At 35.8% G+C, this 15,651-nt stretch carries 14 protein-coding genes and 1 riboswitch; of the genes, 4 read left to right on the top strand and 10 right to left on the bottom strand.

Annotation, left to right across the window (positions count from 1 at the left end):
• Nucleotides 1–42 precede the first annotated feature (42 nt).
• The 5 genes from gldL to ACEYOS_RS02955 all read right to left on the bottom strand — a co-directional run bounded on the left by gldL (nt 43) and on the right by ACEYOS_RS02955 (nt 6,527).
• A complete protein-coding gene (gene gldL / locus ACEYOS_RS02975) occupies nt 43–729 on the bottom strand; it encodes a gliding motility protein GldL (protein WP_373708361.1) in 687 nt (228 codons plus the stop codon).
• A gap of 45 nt (nt 730–774) precedes the next feature.
• Nucleotides 775–2,181 (bottom strand): gliding motility lipoprotein GldK, encoded by a 1,407-nt coding sequence (gene gldK / locus ACEYOS_RS02970; protein ID WP_373708362.1) that lies wholly within the window; start codon nt 2,179–2,181, stop codon nt 775–777.
• A gap of 109 nt (nt 2,182–2,290) precedes the next feature.
• Nucleotides 2,291–4,144 carry a glutamine--fructose-6-phosphate transaminase (isomerizing) gene (gene glmS, locus ACEYOS_RS02965; protein WP_373708363.1) on the bottom strand — a complete coding sequence of 618 codons (1,854 nt, stop codon included), beginning with the start codon at nt 4,142–4,144 and terminating at the stop codon, nt 2,291–2,293.
• Nucleotides 4,145–4,161: 17 nt separating this feature from the next.
• Nucleotides 4,162–5,742 (bottom strand): DUF4270 family protein, encoded by a 1,581-nt coding sequence (locus tag ACEYOS_RS02960; RefSeq protein ID WP_373739323.1) that lies wholly within the window; start codon nt 5,740–5,742, stop codon nt 4,162–4,164.
• Between the two features lie 14 nt (nt 5,743–5,756).
• Nucleotides 5,757–6,527, bottom strand: coding sequence for a glycogen/starch synthase (locus ACEYOS_RS02955; protein WP_373708365.1), 771 nt, complete (start codon nt 6,525–6,527; stop codon nt 5,757–5,759).
• 195 nt (nt 6,528–6,722) lie between these two features.
• On the opposite strand from ACEYOS_RS02955, the gene panC reads away from it, so the two are divergent.
• Together panC and ACEYOS_RS02945 are read left to right on the top strand one after the other, a co-directional pair.
• Nucleotides 6,723–7,571, top strand: a complete 849-nt coding sequence (gene panC / locus ACEYOS_RS02950) for a pantoate--beta-alanine ligase (protein WP_373708366.1) — start codon at nt 6,723–6,725, stop codon at nt 7,569–7,571.
• Nucleotides 7,572–7,678: 107 nt separating this feature from the next.
• Complete coding sequence (locus tag ACEYOS_RS02945; RefSeq protein ID WP_373708367.1) at nt 7,679–8,245, top strand: hypothetical protein; 567 nt, start codon at nt 7,679–7,681, stop codon at nt 8,243–8,245.
• An 86-nt stretch (nt 8,246–8,331) separates the two neighbouring features.
• Here ACEYOS_RS02945 and ACEYOS_RS02940 read toward each other — a convergent pair whose 3' ends face one another.
• Entirely contained in the window at nt 8,332–8,529 is a 198-nt protein-coding gene (locus ACEYOS_RS02940; RefSeq protein ID WP_373708368.1) for a dodecin family protein, read from the bottom strand.
• Nucleotides 8,530–8,703: 174 nt separating this feature from the next.
• A riboswitch (SAM riboswitch) is annotated at nt 8,704–8,811 on the top strand.
• 135 nt (nt 8,812–8,946) lie between these two features.
• On the opposite strand from ACEYOS_RS02940, the gene ACEYOS_RS02935 reads away from it, so the two are divergent.
• The gene (locus tag ACEYOS_RS02935; protein ID WP_373708369.1) at nt 8,947–10,242 is read left to right on the top strand and encodes an O-acetylhomoserine aminocarboxypropyltransferase/cysteine synthase family protein; all 1,296 of its coding nucleotides are present in this window, start codon (nt 8,947–8,949) and stop codon (nt 10,240–10,242) included.
• A gap of 47 nt (nt 10,243–10,289) precedes the next feature.
• Here ACEYOS_RS02935 and ACEYOS_RS02930 read toward each other — a convergent pair whose 3' ends face one another.
• Genes ACEYOS_RS02930 through ACEYOS_RS02915 form a run of 4 tightly spaced genes read right to left on the bottom strand, consistent with a single transcriptional unit; the run spans nt 10,290 to nt 13,937 of the window.
• Entirely contained in the window at nt 10,290–11,351 is a 1,062-nt protein-coding gene (locus ACEYOS_RS02930) for a carboxypeptidase-like regulatory domain-containing protein (protein WP_373708370.1), read from the bottom strand.
• Between the two features lie 60 nt (nt 11,352–11,411).
• On the bottom strand, nt 11,412–12,398 hold the full coding sequence (locus ACEYOS_RS02925) for an MlaD family protein (protein ID WP_373708371.1): 987 nt from the start codon (nt 12,396–12,398) through the stop codon (nt 11,412–11,414).
• 3 nt (nt 12,399–12,401) lie between these two features.
• Nucleotides 12,402–13,151 carry an ABC transporter ATP-binding protein gene (locus tag ACEYOS_RS02920; RefSeq protein WP_373708372.1) on the bottom strand — a complete coding sequence of 250 codons (750 nt, stop codon included), beginning with the start codon at nt 13,149–13,151 and terminating at the stop codon, nt 12,402–12,404.
• Nucleotides 13,152–13,154: 3 nt separating this feature from the next.
• Nucleotides 13,155–13,937, bottom strand: a complete 783-nt coding sequence (locus ACEYOS_RS02915; protein ID WP_373708373.1) for an MlaE family ABC transporter permease — start codon at nt 13,935–13,937, stop codon at nt 13,155–13,157.
• 408 nt (nt 13,938–14,345) lie between these two features.
• Here ACEYOS_RS02915 and ACEYOS_RS02910 point away from each other — a divergent pair.
• A partial coding sequence (locus ACEYOS_RS02910) for a PIG-L family deacetylase (protein WP_373797501.1) occupies nt 14,346–15,651 on the top strand: 1,306 nt, incomplete at its 3' end.

Below are 15,651 nucleotides of genomic sequence, written 5' to 3'. Positions count from 1 at the left end.
TTTTGTTAATAGTTTAAATTTTAATTATAAATGGTAAGAAAACTATGACTTCATCGCGCTAAGCATACCGCCGTAAACTCTATTAAGACTATTTAGGTTAGAAGTTAATCCTGATAATTCTTCGTTAAATTTTTCTGAATGTTGAGCAGATTTCTGCATATCCTCAACGTATTTTTTGCTATATTCTGTTTGTGTTTTTCCATGCTCTAACTGAAGTGCATATAATGCATTCATGCTTTCAAGATGACTTGCAGCCAACATCAGTTGATCATTATATTTTGCTGTAGATCCACTTACATCAACTGTTTGATTGATTTGATCAACAGAACTCGAGAATTTTTCAATTCCTGATCTCAATCTATCAAATAAATTCACATCTAATTTTGCATCAGCTAACATTTTATCCAATTTATCAGATAAAGACACTTCTAATTCTTTTACTTCTGCCAATTGCATTGCACCTGTAGAGTGTTTTGGATTTGGGTTAGCATGAGAATCTAATAATTCTGGATAAACATTTTCCCAAGCATAGGACTCTTCTGACTTTGGACTATCGAAGGCAAAAATAGTAAAGATAATTGCTTCCGTAATTAAACCAATTGCCAATGTAACATTTCCAGTCAGTGGACCTAAACTCCAGTGCGTTAATTTGAAGAGTGCACCGATAATAACGATTGCGGCACCAATTGAATAAATGAAATTATATACTCCTTCTTTAGTTTTAAACATGTGTTATGAATTTTTTAATGATTATAGATTATTATTTGTTTATTTCTAATTTGTTCTTTTTTTGAATTTTGCTGTTCCTTCCGGAATATCTTGCACGGTTCTAAAACCTATATAACTTCTAGCTGAATCTTTTCTTTCGTAATCTCTAGATCCAGTCATTAATAAATAACCAACATCTTTCCAAGAACCACCACGAACAGTTTTTTTAACTTCCTTGTAAGCCTGATTTGACAAATAAGGATTCAAAGTTGAAGCAAATTGATAGGTTGAATTGTTGTACGGAGATTCTGTCCACTCTGCTACGTTCCCAGCCATATCATAAAGACCAAATCCATTTTTAGGAAATTTTTTCACTGGCGCCGTATAAGTATATGTTCCTTTCTTTTCGTCTTCAATATAGTTACCTCTTTTCGGTTTAAAATTTGCTAAATAACATCCTCTGTCATCTTGCAAATACGGACCTCCCCAAGGATAAGTTGCATTTTCTTTTCCTCCTCTTGCCGCATATTCCCATTCAGCTTCTGTTGGAAGACGAAAAGCCATTGCTTTTTGTTTCTTCTTTTTCAAAGATTCGTTGTAATCAGATTTTAATTTTGATTTAAAATTACAAAACGCTCTTGCCTGATCCCAAGTTACTCCTACTACTGGATAGGCTTTGTAAGCACTGTGCCAGAAATATCCATCATATAAAGGTTCATTATAAGCGTAATTAAAATCCTTGATCCAAACAGTGGTGTCAGGATAGATTGCAATGCTTTCCTTTTTTAAATATTTATTACCTCTTGATTTATCTTTAACTGCTGACTCTACATCTTCCCAGTTATAAGCATATTTCAGTTTTCTGCTATCGATAATTCTTTCATTATTGATTCTTTCCGCTGGGGGAAGATAAACTGATTCTAAAATCTCCGCATATTGTGCATCTGGATAATCTGAAGTTTTCCATTGTAGTGGCACAGTCCAATCTAATTTCTTAGACTCATCGTAACCATCTCTCCCACCTTGCGACTCCATAAATTCTTGATAGGCATTTTTAGTGTCTCCCGCTTTTTTAGAAGCGTAAGCGAAATTGCCTATTCCAGCATCTCCTCCTCCGTCACCTGCAGCCTCAGCTAATAATGAACGAACAACACTGTCGCGGACATAATTGATGAAAACACGATACTCCGCATTTGTAATTTCAGTTTCATCCATAAAAAAGGACGAAACAGTAACCGTTTTAAGCGTTGCCTTTTCTGGAGTATTGGTAAAATCTTGATCAGCCAATCCCATTACGTACGATCCAGCAGGCACAGCTACCATTCCGTAAGGTCTTTCGGAAACAAAGGATTTAGACTTGTTTCTCGGCACCAGTTCTCCTTTCGAACCTCCCTTGCCCGCTGAAGACCCACCTCCTTTGGAACATGAGGCTATAGCAGCTGCTGATAATAATATAAGGAATACTCTTTTCATTCTAATGTTTAAAATTAAGCGGTAAATATATAATATTTTGGAAAAAGAATTGTTAATTTTTTTAACAAAACGTAAAAATGTTTTGATTATTTTATAAATACGTGTTTTTTTATTCTACAGTAACCGATTTGGCCAGATTTCTTGGCTGATCGACATTCGCTCCACGATAAACTGCTATATAGTAAGATAACAATTGTAAAGGCACTGAAGCAATAATTGGGGAGAAACATTCTGATGTTTCTGGGAACTCAATCACGTAATCAGCAACAGAAGCAACTTGGGTGTCACCTTTATTAACCAAGGCAATAACCTGTCCTTTTCTCGCTTTAATTTCCTGAACGTTACTTACGATCTTATCGTAATGTCCTTGTTTTGGAGCGATAATTACGATTGGCATATTCTCATCGATCAAAGCAATTGGTCCATGCTTCATTTCAGCAGCAGGATATCCTTCTGCGTGAATGTAGGAAATTTCTTTTAACTTCAATGCACCTTCTAAAGCTGCCGGAAAGTTATATCCTCTTCCTAAGTATAGGAAATTCGTAGCATCAACAAAATTTTTCGCAATCTCTTTGGTGATCTCGTGCGTGTTATCTAAAACCTCCTGAACTTTTTGCGGGATCGCATCCAATTCAGTAATTAAACGCATAAACTCTTGGTTACTTAAATGTCCGTTGTGTTTTCCTAATTTTAAAGCAATTAAAGAAAGTACAGTCAACTGTGCCGTAAATGCTTTTGTTGAAGCCACGCCAATTTCTGGTCCGGCGTGCGTGTAAGAACCCGCATCTGTAACTCTTGATATAGATGAATCTACAACATTACAAATTCCATAAACGAAAGCACCTTTCTCTTTAGCCATTTTAATAGCTGCCATGGTATCAGCAGTTTCGCCTGATTGAGAAATCGCAATCACGATGTCTTTTTCAGAAATGATCGGATTTCTATATCTGAATTCTGAAGCATATTCTACTTCCACAGGAATTCTTGCAAACTCCTCGATTAAATATTCACCGATAAGTCCAGCATGCCAAGAAGTACCACAAGCAATTATGGTAATTTTTTGAGCTTGATTTAATCTTTCCAAGTTATCCCAGATTCCGGCCATTTTAATAATACCTTCTTCTACCAATAGTCTTCCTCTTAAAGTGTCGTGAATTGATTTTGGCTGTTCGAAAATTTCTTTTAACATGAAATGTTCGTAACCTCCTTTTTCAATCTGCTCCAAGCTCAATTTTAACTGTTGAACTTCTGGAGTAATTTTCACATTGTCTTTAATATTTCTGATATCAACTCCATTTTCTAAAGAAATAGTAGCCATGTGCCCTTCTTCTAAGTAGACTGCTTCTTTCGTAAATTCAACAAAAGGGGAAGCATCTGAAGCGATAAAATATTCATTGTTTCCTAAGCCAATTGCCAGTGGAGAACCCAATCTTGCCACTACCAATAATCCTGGAAAATCGTCGTGCATTACCGTAATTGCATACGCACCAAAAACTTCATTTAACGCATAACGTACTGCAGTTGGGAAATCCATTTCTGGATTAATATCCATAATATACTGAATCAGATTTACCAATACTTCTGTATCGGTTTCTGAATGAAATACGAATCCTTTTTCGGTCAACATGATTTTAAGAGTATCGTAATTTTCGATAATCCCATTATGTACTAAAGCGATTTTATTATTATTTGAAAGATGAGGATGTGAATTATTATCACTCGGAACACCGTGGGTTGCCCAACGGGTATGCCCCATTCCTACGTGCGATTTACCAGCTAGCTCCTGTGAGATCGCTACCAAATCATCAACTTTTCCTTTTGTTTTTGAAACACTAAAAACTGAATTATTATTATCGAGTACAATTCCTGCACTGTCATAACCTCTATATTCTAATCTTCGAAGTCCATTAATCACTACTTCATATGCATCCTGAAAACCAGTATATCCAACAATTCCACACATATCTCTATCTTATTTTTTTAGTTATTTTTTTGTCCGTAAGTCAATATTAATTTTGCACTCTTATCATTTAGTGGATCAGTACCCACGAAAACAGCTCTGTAAGGTGTAAAACTTCTGGTGTTGAAGTTCTGAGCAAATGCTGGGAAAAATGCTCCTTGTGGAGTACCTCCCGAATCTACAGTATAATCACCTACATTTAATACAAGGTCATAATTAGCTGCTTCTTTTTCGATAATATTTTTAAAAGTCTGAGTAATTCCGATATCGTAGTAAGCAGGATTCTTCAGTAAATCATAAGATTTAACCAAGTTGTAAATACCTGTTCCCGATAAAGCGCTCAAATCAACTAAATAATCATTAAGATATTCTGGTTGTCCTGCTGCCGGAGTTAAATTTCTTTGTCTCACAACAAAGGAGTTTGGCTTTCTGTAGTCATTATTCCAACTTGTTATGTCAGTGTAAATACGGATTTTAGCTGAAACGATTCCGATTTTATTGCTGTTGTATAAACTTTTAATTGCCGCAACATCGGCTGCAGGAACTCTAAGCCCAATACCTGGACCACCCATTCCCTGAGCGTAAATTTTAGCATCACCACTAATTTGATTAATGGTCGCTAAAGCAGCTGCAGAAGCAGTTCCGGTACGATCATAAGTTATTTGATTAAAGTTCGCATTAGAAGCACCAAGATTCATCGGGTAAACCGACTGCTCTCTGGTGGTTACTCCATTAACAACCTTATCATTCTTGTAGTATAGATTAAGCTCCGTAGTTGATGGATCAAAATTAAATAAGTAACCATCAGTCTCAGCAACAGAAACTCTTATTCCTTTAAAATAACGAATAAATGAAGCAGCATCAGCAAGTTCTGGTGTATTGGCTTTATTGATTATTTTATTCGCAAAAAAAGTACTGTCCAATGGGATTCTAATTGCCGCTGTTCTTTCAAACAACACGCTATTATCAGCATCTTTGGTTACTCTTACCAAATGAATGTTTCCATCAAATGTTTTTGCACCAATTTGCACTCCTGTACTCACTACTTTATTCGATCGAACCTCATCAGAGTTTGCACCTAAGAAATCGGAAACTTCATTAACTTTAATATTCAAAAGCGTTTTACCAGAAATCTTTGTTTTCCCGTATTTTGCTATAGGATACGAGCTTACTACTTTTTTCGCTGGCACTGCTCCTTCTGGATAAATGTAATCTTCATTAGTGACTGTAGTAACCGAATCAATAGCGTATTGAGGTTTAAGAACAAGTACAGCTGAATCCAACTTTGCATTCACTCCAAAATCTGGAACTGAATTACCCATTCTTACCTGCGTAACATAAGCTGATTTCTGTAATCCAAACTGAGACTCAGAAAACGCTCCCAATGTTGCGCTCTGCAGCCGAGCCGCATCTGTTCTTATTGAATCGTTATTATTGACATTATAAGCAACAACGGGATACGTTTTTTCTGTACCTTGTGCTCCGTCTTGAAAAAATTGTGAACCCAATTGATCTGCATCAGGTTCACAATTCACTAAAATTAAACTCCCAATTACCAATGTTGCGGTAATTTTGAATAACTCTTGAATAGTTCTTATCATTAAATATAAATTGATTAATAAAGGTTGTTAATCGTGTCAGCGTCAATATATTCAGACTTTGTAGTTTTCGTGTCAGCAAAAGCTTTGTCAAGATCTTCTTCTAAGAACTCGTCCCCTTTGAGTACTAAATCTACCATATCCATACTTTCGATCACGAAATTTTGAAAACTTGGTTTTTTAAACGCTTTTAGTCCGGTAATATTGTCGAACTTCATTTTTTCTTCTACAGATTCAGATAACGCTAAGTTCTCCTCATTGTAAACAGAAAGCACAATTTTGGAATCGTTGAAATAAGAATCGTTTTTGTACAAAGTCTTTAAATAAACAGGAATAAATGAGGCCATCCATCCATTAAGGTGAATCACATCGGGTACCCAGTTTAGTTTTTTGATGGTTTCAATTACTCCTCTTGCGAAGAAAATCGCGCGCTCATCATTATCGGTAAATGGTTGTCCTTCATCATCGATATAGAATTGCTTTCTTTTGAAATACTCATCATTATCGATGAAGTAAACCTGCAATCTTTCTCCTGGCAACGAGGCAACTTTAATAATCAGGGGTTGATCCAGATCATTAATAATAATATTCATCCCAGATAGACGAATCACCTCATGCAATTGAAATTTTCTTTCGCTGATTTGGCCAAATCTTGGCATAAACACTCTTACATCATTTCCGTCTTGGTGCATTTTGAGTGCCATCTTACTCACCATAGTCGCCATATTGCTGTCTTCCTGATAAGGAGACATCTCCGTGGTTACATATAAAATCTTTTGGTTCGGCATAAATTCTAACTTTCTTTCTAATTTTTGGGCAGAATATTCTACAGCGCAAATTTACGAAATTTTAATGTAATAAGTTTTAATTAACATTAATTAAGAATAATCGTCAAAAAAGTGCTAGAATTAAAAAATATTTCTCAAAATTCTAATTTAGTTTTCGCAGAAATTATTATTTTTACAAGGATAATCAAAACTAATATGGAAATCTTCAGAGACAAAAAAACGCTTACAGATTATATCGAAAGGCAGAAAGAAATGGGCAAGCGAATAGGCTTCGCTCCAACAATGGGCGCGCTCCATCAAGGTCATCTTTCGTTATATGAAATCGCCAACAAAGAAAATGATTTGGTTATTTCTTCCATTTTCGTCAATCCTACCCAGTTTAATAATCCTGATGATTTAAAAAAGTATCCGCGTGACACCAATCGCGATCTTAAATTATTAGAAAAAACTGGAATCGTAGATGCCGTTTATCTTCCTGAAGTTGAAGATCTATATCCCGATGGATTAGCAAGTAAATCATTTAATTTCGATGGCTTAGAAAATAAGATGGAAGGAAAATCTCGACCTGGCCATTTTGATGGTGTTGGAACCGTGGTCGAAGAATTATTCAGTCAAGTAAAACCAGACAACGCGTACTTTGGAGAAAAAGATTTTCAGCAGTTAGCGATCATCGAGAAATTGGCAGCACAATTAAAACTTCCCGTAAAGATTCACGGCGTTCCCATTTACCGCGAAGAAAATGGTTTGGCTATGAGTTCCCGTAACGAAAGGTTAAGTTCCGCTCAAAGAGATGCTGCGAAAGTGATTCACGAAACTTTAGTCAAAGTTAACGACTGGTTTAGAATTATCACCGTTCCCGAAATTAACAAGCGAGTCAAAGATATTTTCGACGACCAACGCGGAATGACTTTAGAATACTTCGAAATCGCTGACGAAAACACTTTAAAAGAAACGGATTTCTTTTATAAAGACAAAAATTACCGCGCCTTTATTGTAGTGAATGTTGGAGATGTTAGACTCATTGACAACATGCATTTGGATTAAGATTCCACTGCGAAACTCAACGATAGCGAAAATCCCTTCCGTTTTATTACTGAAGGAATTTTTTGTATGTTTAACCTTTTATAAAACAAAATATTATCTAAGAAAAAATGAAAGCACTACTCTATTTTTTATTATTAATTCCGGTTAACTTTTTCTCACAAGAACAAAAACCTTCTGAAAAATTTTGGACTCAACTGGAAAAGCATTGTGGAAAAGCGTACCAAGGTGAAATAATTTCTGGTGGCAAAGAAGGCGATGGTTTTACCGGAAAAAAATTAGTAATGCATGTTCGGTCTTGCCAAAAAAATGATATTAAAATTCCGTTTTTTGTTGGTGATGACAAATCGAGAACGTGGGTTTTAAATATGAGTGCTGATAAAATTTTAAGGCTGAAACATGATCACCGAAATCCCGATGGGACGGAAGAAAAATCGACTCAATATGGCGGAACAAGTTCAAATGTAGGTTTAGAAAATCTTCAGATGTTTCCGGCAGACGCGTACACTGCTCAGTTAATACCAGCCGCTGCAACGAATGTTTGGTGGTTTACGATTGATGAAAAAAGCTTCACCTATAATCTTCGTCGTGTTGGCAGCGATCGATTGTTCACCGTAAAATTTGATTTAACAAAAACGATTAAAACTCCGAGCGCGCCTTGGGGAACGAAAGAATAAATAATGAGTAATGAGCAATGAATTTTGACCAAAAAAATCCATTTTGAGATTAACAAAATGGATTTTTTCATTTTCAAAATAAGTTGTTATTCAACTCTGAAAGAAACTTTACAGACACATCCATAAGATGAAATTTCGCCATCTTTTACATGGCATTTCATGTCTTTTACATAAACGCTATCAATATTTTTTACCGTTTTCGAAACCTCTTTTACAGCATTTTTTATAGCGTCATCAAAACTAATTTCTGAAGTAGCAATTACTTCAAGTACTTTTACAATCATAATATTTTGTTTTAATTTTCTTCAATTTAAAATAATTAAAATGAACCACCGACTGTTTAACAAACTTTAAGATAAGCAGTTATGGAAATTCTAAAAATTTATTGCTGAAATTTTCTTTTTCATCAAAAATAATTTTATAGATTTGCAGCACTAAGACGTTCTTTAAAACATCGCAACTTATTCAGAAAAGTGGAGGGAATTGACCCTTTGAAACTTTGGCAACCTGTTTAGAAATAAATAAGGTGCAAAATTCAACTCGCTACAGCGCGGGAAAGATAAGTCAGATATTAAAATTTAGAAAATAGAAATTCTATATATTAAGCTCTTTTGATTTGTCAAAAGAGCTTTTTTTAGGCTTTTTCGATAAGTATTTTCAAAGGATAAGTTGCCAAAAATTTAAAACAAATAAATTAAAATATGAGCAATTTAAAATTTGAAACTTTGCAAGTTCACGCCGGTCAGACTGTAGATTCAACCACCAACTCAAGAGCCGTTCCACTTTATCAAACCGCCTGTTATACTTTTAATGACGCAGATCATGCGGCCAATCTTTTTGGGTTAAAAGAGTTCGGAAATATTTACACGCGTTTGATGAATCCAACTACTGATGTTTTCGAAAAGAGAATGGCGGCGTTACATGGCGGCGTTGCAGCTTTGGCAACGAGTTCCGGACATGCATCACAGTTTTTAGCATTAACAAATATTCTTCAACACGGCGATAATTTCGTGAGTTCACCGTACTTATACGGCGGAAGTTACAATCAGTTCAAAGTCTCCTTTAAAAAATTAGGAATAGAATCCCGTTTTGCAGAAGATGACGAACCAGGAAGTTTCGAAAAACTTATTGATGAGAATACAAAAGCCATTTATTTGGAAACTATTGGAAATCCAAGTTTAAATATTCCTGATTTTGAAGCGGTTGCTGCAGTGGCGAAAAAATACGGCATTCCGTTAATCGTTGACAATACTTTTGGAGCTGGAGGCTATCTTTTTCAACCTTTAAAACACGGTGCCAACATCGTCGTAGAATCTGCGACCAAATGGATCGGCGGTCACGGAACATCGATTGGCGGTATCATTATCGATGGTGGGAATTTTGATTGGAGCGCCGGTAAATTCCCTCAATTATCAGAACCGTGTGAGAGCTATCACGGCTTGGTCTTCACTGATGTTTTCGGGGTGAATTCTCAATTTGGGAATATTGCCTTTATCATCAAAGCGAGAGTTGAAGGAATGCGTGATTTCGGTCCAACCATTTCTCCTTTCAACTCCTTTCTATTGTTACAAGGTTTAGAAACATTATCTCTGCGTTTAGAAAGAACGGTGAGTAATGCCCAGACCATCGCGGAATATTTAGAAAATCATCCGAAAGTCGAAAAAGTTTTGTATCCAGGATTACCAAGTTTTCCGGATCATGACAATGCCAAGAAATATTTAAAAAGAGGGTTTGGCGGCGTGTTGAGTTTTGACATTAAAGGCGGAAAAGAATCTGCGGTAAAATTCATTAATCAACTTTCCTTAATTAGTCATGTTGCTAACGTTGGAGATTCAAAAACATTGATCATCAATCCAGCCTCAACCACTCACGAACAATTGTCGGATGAAGAAAGAGAAAAAGCAGGAATCAGGTCGGGACAAGTACGATTGAGTGTCGGCATCGAACATATCGATGATATTATCGCCGATCTAGAATCAGGTTTTTCTATTATTTAATTTTTAAGGTTAATAAGAAAGAGTGAATTTATTCACTCTTTCTTTATTTAATCAATCTTCGGTTCGTAATCAAGCGGCAGAAAGTTTTCCATTTTATTGTTGGTTAAATTTCCTTGTAGAATCATCAATTCTGGATCAGAGGAATTGCCATCTGGATAGATCTCAAATAAATTCCCATCAACATAGATATAGGAAGTCTGCTGCACCGAAGAAGTCTCTTTAATAATTGATCCTTTCTTGACTGCAAAATAATGTTTCGGATAATTGACTTGAAGAATATCTTTGAACTCTAATACTTTTCCATCAGAAAATTTTTTAATAAAATAAGAAGTTGGAATTTTAGTCGCAATTACTGCCAACGCACTTTTGTTAACTTTTGCTTTATCTTTTTCAAGTTTAACAACATGATTGACCCAAAATCCCTGTTCAGCAATTTGATTCTGATAAGCACTTCTTAAAAAATGCATAATACTGCCATGATAAGCATTGATGCGATTGGCGTGGTTGATCTGTTTCGGATTAACTTCTTTAAAAAAAGAGGTTCCTGAATAAGCAACGGTGTTATTTCTGAAATCCGCTTCAAAATTGATCAGATTAAATTGAACCTGATATGCTAATTTCTTATTATTAATAATCAAAGTCTGCGGTGCTTTTACTTTCAGGATTTGATTCGTTTTATCGAAGGCAAATTGCAGCGACTTCTGGTTTTTTATTTTAACATTGACCTGATCAAATCCAACAAACTGACCGAGGAAATAATTAATGTATCTTTTGTACGCTTCATCGGTATAAGGAATCAAAACGACTTCTTCAATATCCTGAATTTTGAGTAAAACGACTTTCACCTTTTCCCCAAGTGCATCAGCAATACTTACAGTAAAAGTTTCGTAACCATTTTTCTGAAAAACAATGGTGGTGTTCTTTTGATTTTGAACATCAAGGGAAAAACTCCCATTGACCTCAGAAACGGTATGAATTTTAGAACCGTCAACGTAGATATTAACCTCTGAAAGTGGCTTGTCATTTTCGGTAAAAGTAAATCCAGCAATTACTTGCGCTTGAAAAATTGCAGTCAGAAAAATTAAAAAGAAAAATAAAATTTTGTTCATCCTACAATAATAGTAAAAATGTAAAATAAGATTGGTGTTGACTTTAATTAAAATAAATATTTAATTCTTTAACTCTTCTTTTTCCTTCTTTTTTTCGAGCTTTCTAAAATATCCACGGAACAAAAAGTTGTGTTTTAAAGCTTCCATATTTTCATTCAATTTCTCAGTCGCTTCTTTAACATTCACCACGGTAGAATCGATATTCTTTACCAAAACTTCATCTTTAGTGATATAATTTAAAGAACCTTTTCCATTTTTAATTTCATTGACGTAGCTATCCAGACTTTTTGAAACCTTATTAATATCCTGACTGGATTTCTCCAAATTAGTAAAAACGTCTTGAATCTGTTGTCTTGATTTTGGATCGCTCAATAGAACTGCGGCCGCACTCTGATCATAATTTATTTTAGAAATAACCGCATTTACTTTCGCCATTGCGATATTGGTGCCTTCCGCTGTTCTCTTTAAAGCAGCAATGGAGCGACGCAAATCATTCTCGAGTAAAGAATCGTTTAATATTGCACCTAAAGCACCTTCACCACCGACCACTTTATGGGTGATTTTCGCCAGATCTGAAGTAATCAAAGCCGCGCTTTCATTGGTTTTACTAAAGGTTTCTAAAATTTCATCAACCGTAATTTTGGTCTTGACTTCAATCTGATCACCTGAAACAACGGTCTTTGCAGATTTATCGTCGCCCGGAATAAGGTTCACCACCATACTTCCAACTAACCCATCTGAAGCAATGGTCGCCAATGCATCTTTTTTCATAAATTTCGATGCTTCTTCATCCACCGACATTTCGACCGTGATTTTCCCTTCTGCAGTCATTTCTATTTTGCTGACTGTGCCAACATTCACTCCCGAATAACGGACATTATTACCAAGCTGCAAACCGCTGACATCTGTAAAAACAGAATACAACGTAATATTCTTGCTAAATAAATGCTGTTGTTTTCCGACGAAGTAAAGTGCTGCAACCAAGAGAATGGTACCGACCACGACAAAGATGCCGACACTTATCTGTTTTGAGTTTGATTTTCCCATAATTTAATTTTTAAAGAACGCCTGTACTTGCGGATCTTCTGAATGTAAAAGTTCTTCGTAAGTACCTTCGGCGTAATTAAGACCGTCTACCAGTAAGATCATCCGGTTCGATATTACTCTTGCACAATCTACGTCATGCGTGATAATGATCGACGACGTTTTATATTTCTCCTGTATATTTCTTAGTAATTCTATAATTTCTTTTGAGGTGATGGGATCCAAACCAGTCGTTGGTTCATCATACATCAATATTTTAGGTTTCAGAATTAAAGCCCTTGCAAGGGCAACCCTTCTTTGCATTCCGCCCGAAAGTTCTGCTGGCATCAAATCAATTGTTTTAGCAAGACCCACATTTTCTAAAGCTTCCAATACCAAAACTTCTGTGTCTTCGGAACCTTCTACTTTATCACGATGTCTTCTTAAAGGAAATTCTAAATTTTCCCGAACCGTCATCGAATCATACAACGCACTTCCCTGGAAAAGGAAACCTATTTCAGTTCGAAGAATATCCAATTCTTTTTGGCCCATCTTGGTTATGTCTTCTCCGCGAATACTGATGGATCCGCCGTCAGGTTTAAGTAAACCAACCAAGCATTTTACCATGACCGATTTTCCAGACCCTGATTTCCCCATGATCGTTAAGTTTTCCCCTTCATATAATTGAAGATTAAAACCTTTTAATACATGATTTTCACCAAAACTTTTGGTAATGTTTTTCAGTTCTAAAACTGGTTGTCTTTTATCTTCATCCATTTTTTAAATCTCAAAAATAATATCTGTTACAAATACGGCGATAAAATCTATTATAAACACAAGCATTGAAGTATAGACTACAGCAGCATTAGAGGCTTCACCAACTCCGACGGTACCTTTTTCACAATTGTATCCTTTATAACACCCAATTAAACCAATGGCGAAACCAAAGAAAAATGATTTAATCGTCGCCGGAATAATATCTCCGAATTCAATCGCTTTAAAAACCTGCGTAAAATAGAGCGTAAAGGAAACGTCTGATTTAAGATTTTCTACGATCGCTGAGCCAAATAAAGAAATGGCATCGCCGATAACGATGAGCAGTGGTAACATTAAAGTAGTTGCCAAGATTCGCGTCACCACTAAATATTTGAAAGGATTGGTACCTGATACTTCCATCGCGTCGATCTGTTCGGTAACCCGCATGGAACCGAGTTCGGCTCCTATACCTGATCCAATTCGTCCTGCGCAAATCAGCGCAATAATTACGGGACCGATCTCACGGATAATAGAAATACTGATCATAGAGGGAATCCAGGACTCTGCACCGAACTGCTCCAGCGTCGGTCGGGACTGTAACGTAAAAACCAAACCCAATATAAACCCAGTCACCGAAACCAATAATAAGGACCGATTTCCAATATTATAGCACTGTCGGATCAGCTCTTTAAATTCATAAGGCGGCGTGAATACTTCACGGAAAAACCGGCCGGCAAATAAGGAGATATCTCCAATTTCAGCGAAAAAGGATTTTGTTGAATCTAATATGTTGGAATTTTTAATCATGCCGAGGTATTACTCAAATATAGTCATATTTACGGCGAATACAATTTATAAAATGTTGAAAATCACATGATTTAACTTATGCCTATTTGATTAATTGTTTTTTTTCACAAATTATATTACCACAATTTCGACTTGCGTAAATTTATTTGTATTGAGAACTTTATCAGAAAAATCAGTATCAAAAGATTAATTAAATCTGAAATAAAATTTTTACTCTATATTATTGTCGGCATTGATCAATCTAAAATGGATATGGAATAATACGTACAAATATTTTCATCTTACATCACTTATCAATTTTAAAAAACTTCAGTCTTAATGATTAATGCTTTTCCTTCAAGAAAAAAAATTTAGACAAAGATTGGCCGACATACCAAGAATTTTCGAATAACTTTTTATCTTTAGCGTATGAATAAAATTCTCATAGCTGCCGGACTTTTTATATCCCTTTTATGTTCAGCACAGTCCGCTTCTTATAGTTCTTCAGAGATTTACGATGATCTTCTTCGCTTACAAAATAAGACAACCGTGATGTATGTGGCGGCACATCCAGATGATGAAAACACCCGAATTATTTCCTGGTTGACGCACGAAAAACATGTCGATGCAGTTTATCTGTCTTTAACGAGAGGCGACGGCGGACAAAATTTAATCGGAACTGAAAAAGGAGAACTATTAGGTTTGCTTCGAACTCAAGAACTTTTGGAAGCCCGAAAAATAGATAAAGGGAGACAGTGGTTTACCAGAGCTTTGGATTTCGGTTACTCAAAAACGGCGACAGAAACTTTGAAATTTTGGGACAAACAACAAATATTAGGTGATGTCGTTTGGGCCATTCGTAAAAACAGACCAGAAATTATCATCACTCGATTTGATCCAAATTCTAACGGAGAAACACACGGTCATCACACGGCGTCCGCCATTTTGGCGATGGAAGCTTTCGATTTGGCAGCAGACCCAAAAGCTTTTCCAGAACAATTGAAATTTGTAAAAGTTTGGCAACCAAAAAGATTATTTTACAATACGAGCTGGTGGTTTTTTGGTAGTAAAGAAAATTTTGACAAGTCAGATAAAACGGGTTTATTTCCCATCAACGTTGGAACGTATTTTCCCACACTCGGAATTTCGAACAATGAAATTTCATCTAAAGCAAGAAGTAAACACGCTTGTCAAGGTTTCGGAACTGCTTTGGAAAGAGGAAGTGATTTGGAATATCTAAAGTTTCTAAAAGGAGACCAACCAAAAACAAATGATATTTTCGACGGCATCAATTTAAAATCAGAGAATGCGACTATTCAAAAACAATTAGATCTCGCAGTTTCAGAATACCAGTTCAGCAATCCGAAGCTTTCCTTACAACGTTTGATTCAAGTATATGAATCAATCAAAAAAGAAAACCCCAAAGATCCTAAACTTGCCGAAGTGAAAGATTTAATTTTAAAAACACAGGGAATTTATTTTGAATGGACCACGGAAAAAGCTTTAGGAACGTCGGGCGAAGAAATCCCTACCCGATTGGAAATTGCGAATAGAAGTAGTCAGGATTTGATGGTTAAATTCTCTGGGAATACGTCGGAAAAAATTCTAGCCAACGAAAGTTTTAAGGAAAATCAGAAATTTAAAATAGCAAATGGAAAATATTCTAATCCTTACTGGATGGAGAAAATGCCGAAAAACAATTTATATATCACTGAGAATCCAGCCGAAATTGGAC

The organism is Kaistella sp. (assembly GCF_041824135.1).
Lineage (GTDB): Bacteria > Bacteroidota > Bacteroidia > Flavobacteriales > Weeksellaceae > Kaistella.
This window is presented reverse-complemented; position numbering and strand designations above follow the sequence as displayed.

What these genes read in the sequence shown, in the direction of transcription:
- gldL (WP_373708361.1), bottom strand. Translation starts at nt 729, where the DNA reads ATGTTTAAAACTAAAGAAGGAGTATATAATTTCATTTATTCAATTGGT.
- gldK (WP_373708362.1), bottom strand. Translation starts at nt 2,181, where the DNA reads ATGAAAAGAGTATTCCTTATATTATTATCAGCAGCTGCTATAGCCTCA.
- glmS (WP_373708363.1), bottom strand. Translation starts at nt 4,144, where the DNA reads ATGTGTGGAATTGTTGGATATACTGGTTTTCAGGATGCATATGAAGTA.
- ACEYOS_RS02960 (WP_373739323.1), bottom strand. Translation starts at nt 5,742, where the DNA reads ATGATAAGAACTATTCAAGAGTTATTCAAAATTACCGCAACATTGGTA.
- ACEYOS_RS02955 (WP_373708365.1), bottom strand. Translation starts at nt 6,527, where the DNA reads ATGCCGAACCAAAAGATTTTATATGTAACCACGGAGATGTCTCCTTAT.
- panC (WP_373708366.1), top strand. Translation starts at nt 6,723, where the DNA reads ATGGAAATCTTCAGAGACAAAAAAACGCTTACAGATTATATCGAAAGG.
- ACEYOS_RS02945 (WP_373708367.1), top strand. Translation starts at nt 7,679, where the DNA reads ATGAAAGCACTACTCTATTTTTTATTATTAATTCCGGTTAACTTTTTC.
- ACEYOS_RS02940 (WP_373708368.1), bottom strand. Translation starts at nt 8,529, where the DNA reads ATGATTGTAAAAGTACTTGAAGTAATTGCTACTTCAGAAATTAGTTTT.
- ACEYOS_RS02935 (WP_373708369.1), top strand. Translation starts at nt 8,947, where the DNA reads ATGAGCAATTTAAAATTTGAAACTTTGCAAGTTCACGCCGGTCAGACT.
- ACEYOS_RS02930 (WP_373708370.1), bottom strand. Translation starts at nt 11,351, where the DNA reads ATGAACAAAATTTTATTTTTCTTTTTAATTTTTCTGACTGCAATTTTT.
- ACEYOS_RS02925 (WP_373708371.1), bottom strand. Translation starts at nt 12,398, where the DNA reads ATGGGAAAATCAAACTCAAAACAGATAAGTGTCGGCATCTTTGTCGTG.
- ACEYOS_RS02920 (WP_373708372.1), bottom strand. Translation starts at nt 13,151, where the DNA reads ATGGATGAAGATAAAAGACAACCAGTTTTAGAACTGAAAAACATTACC.
- ACEYOS_RS02915 (WP_373708373.1), bottom strand. Translation starts at nt 13,937, where the DNA reads ATGATTAAAAATTCCAACATATTAGATTCAACAAAATCCTTTTTCGCT.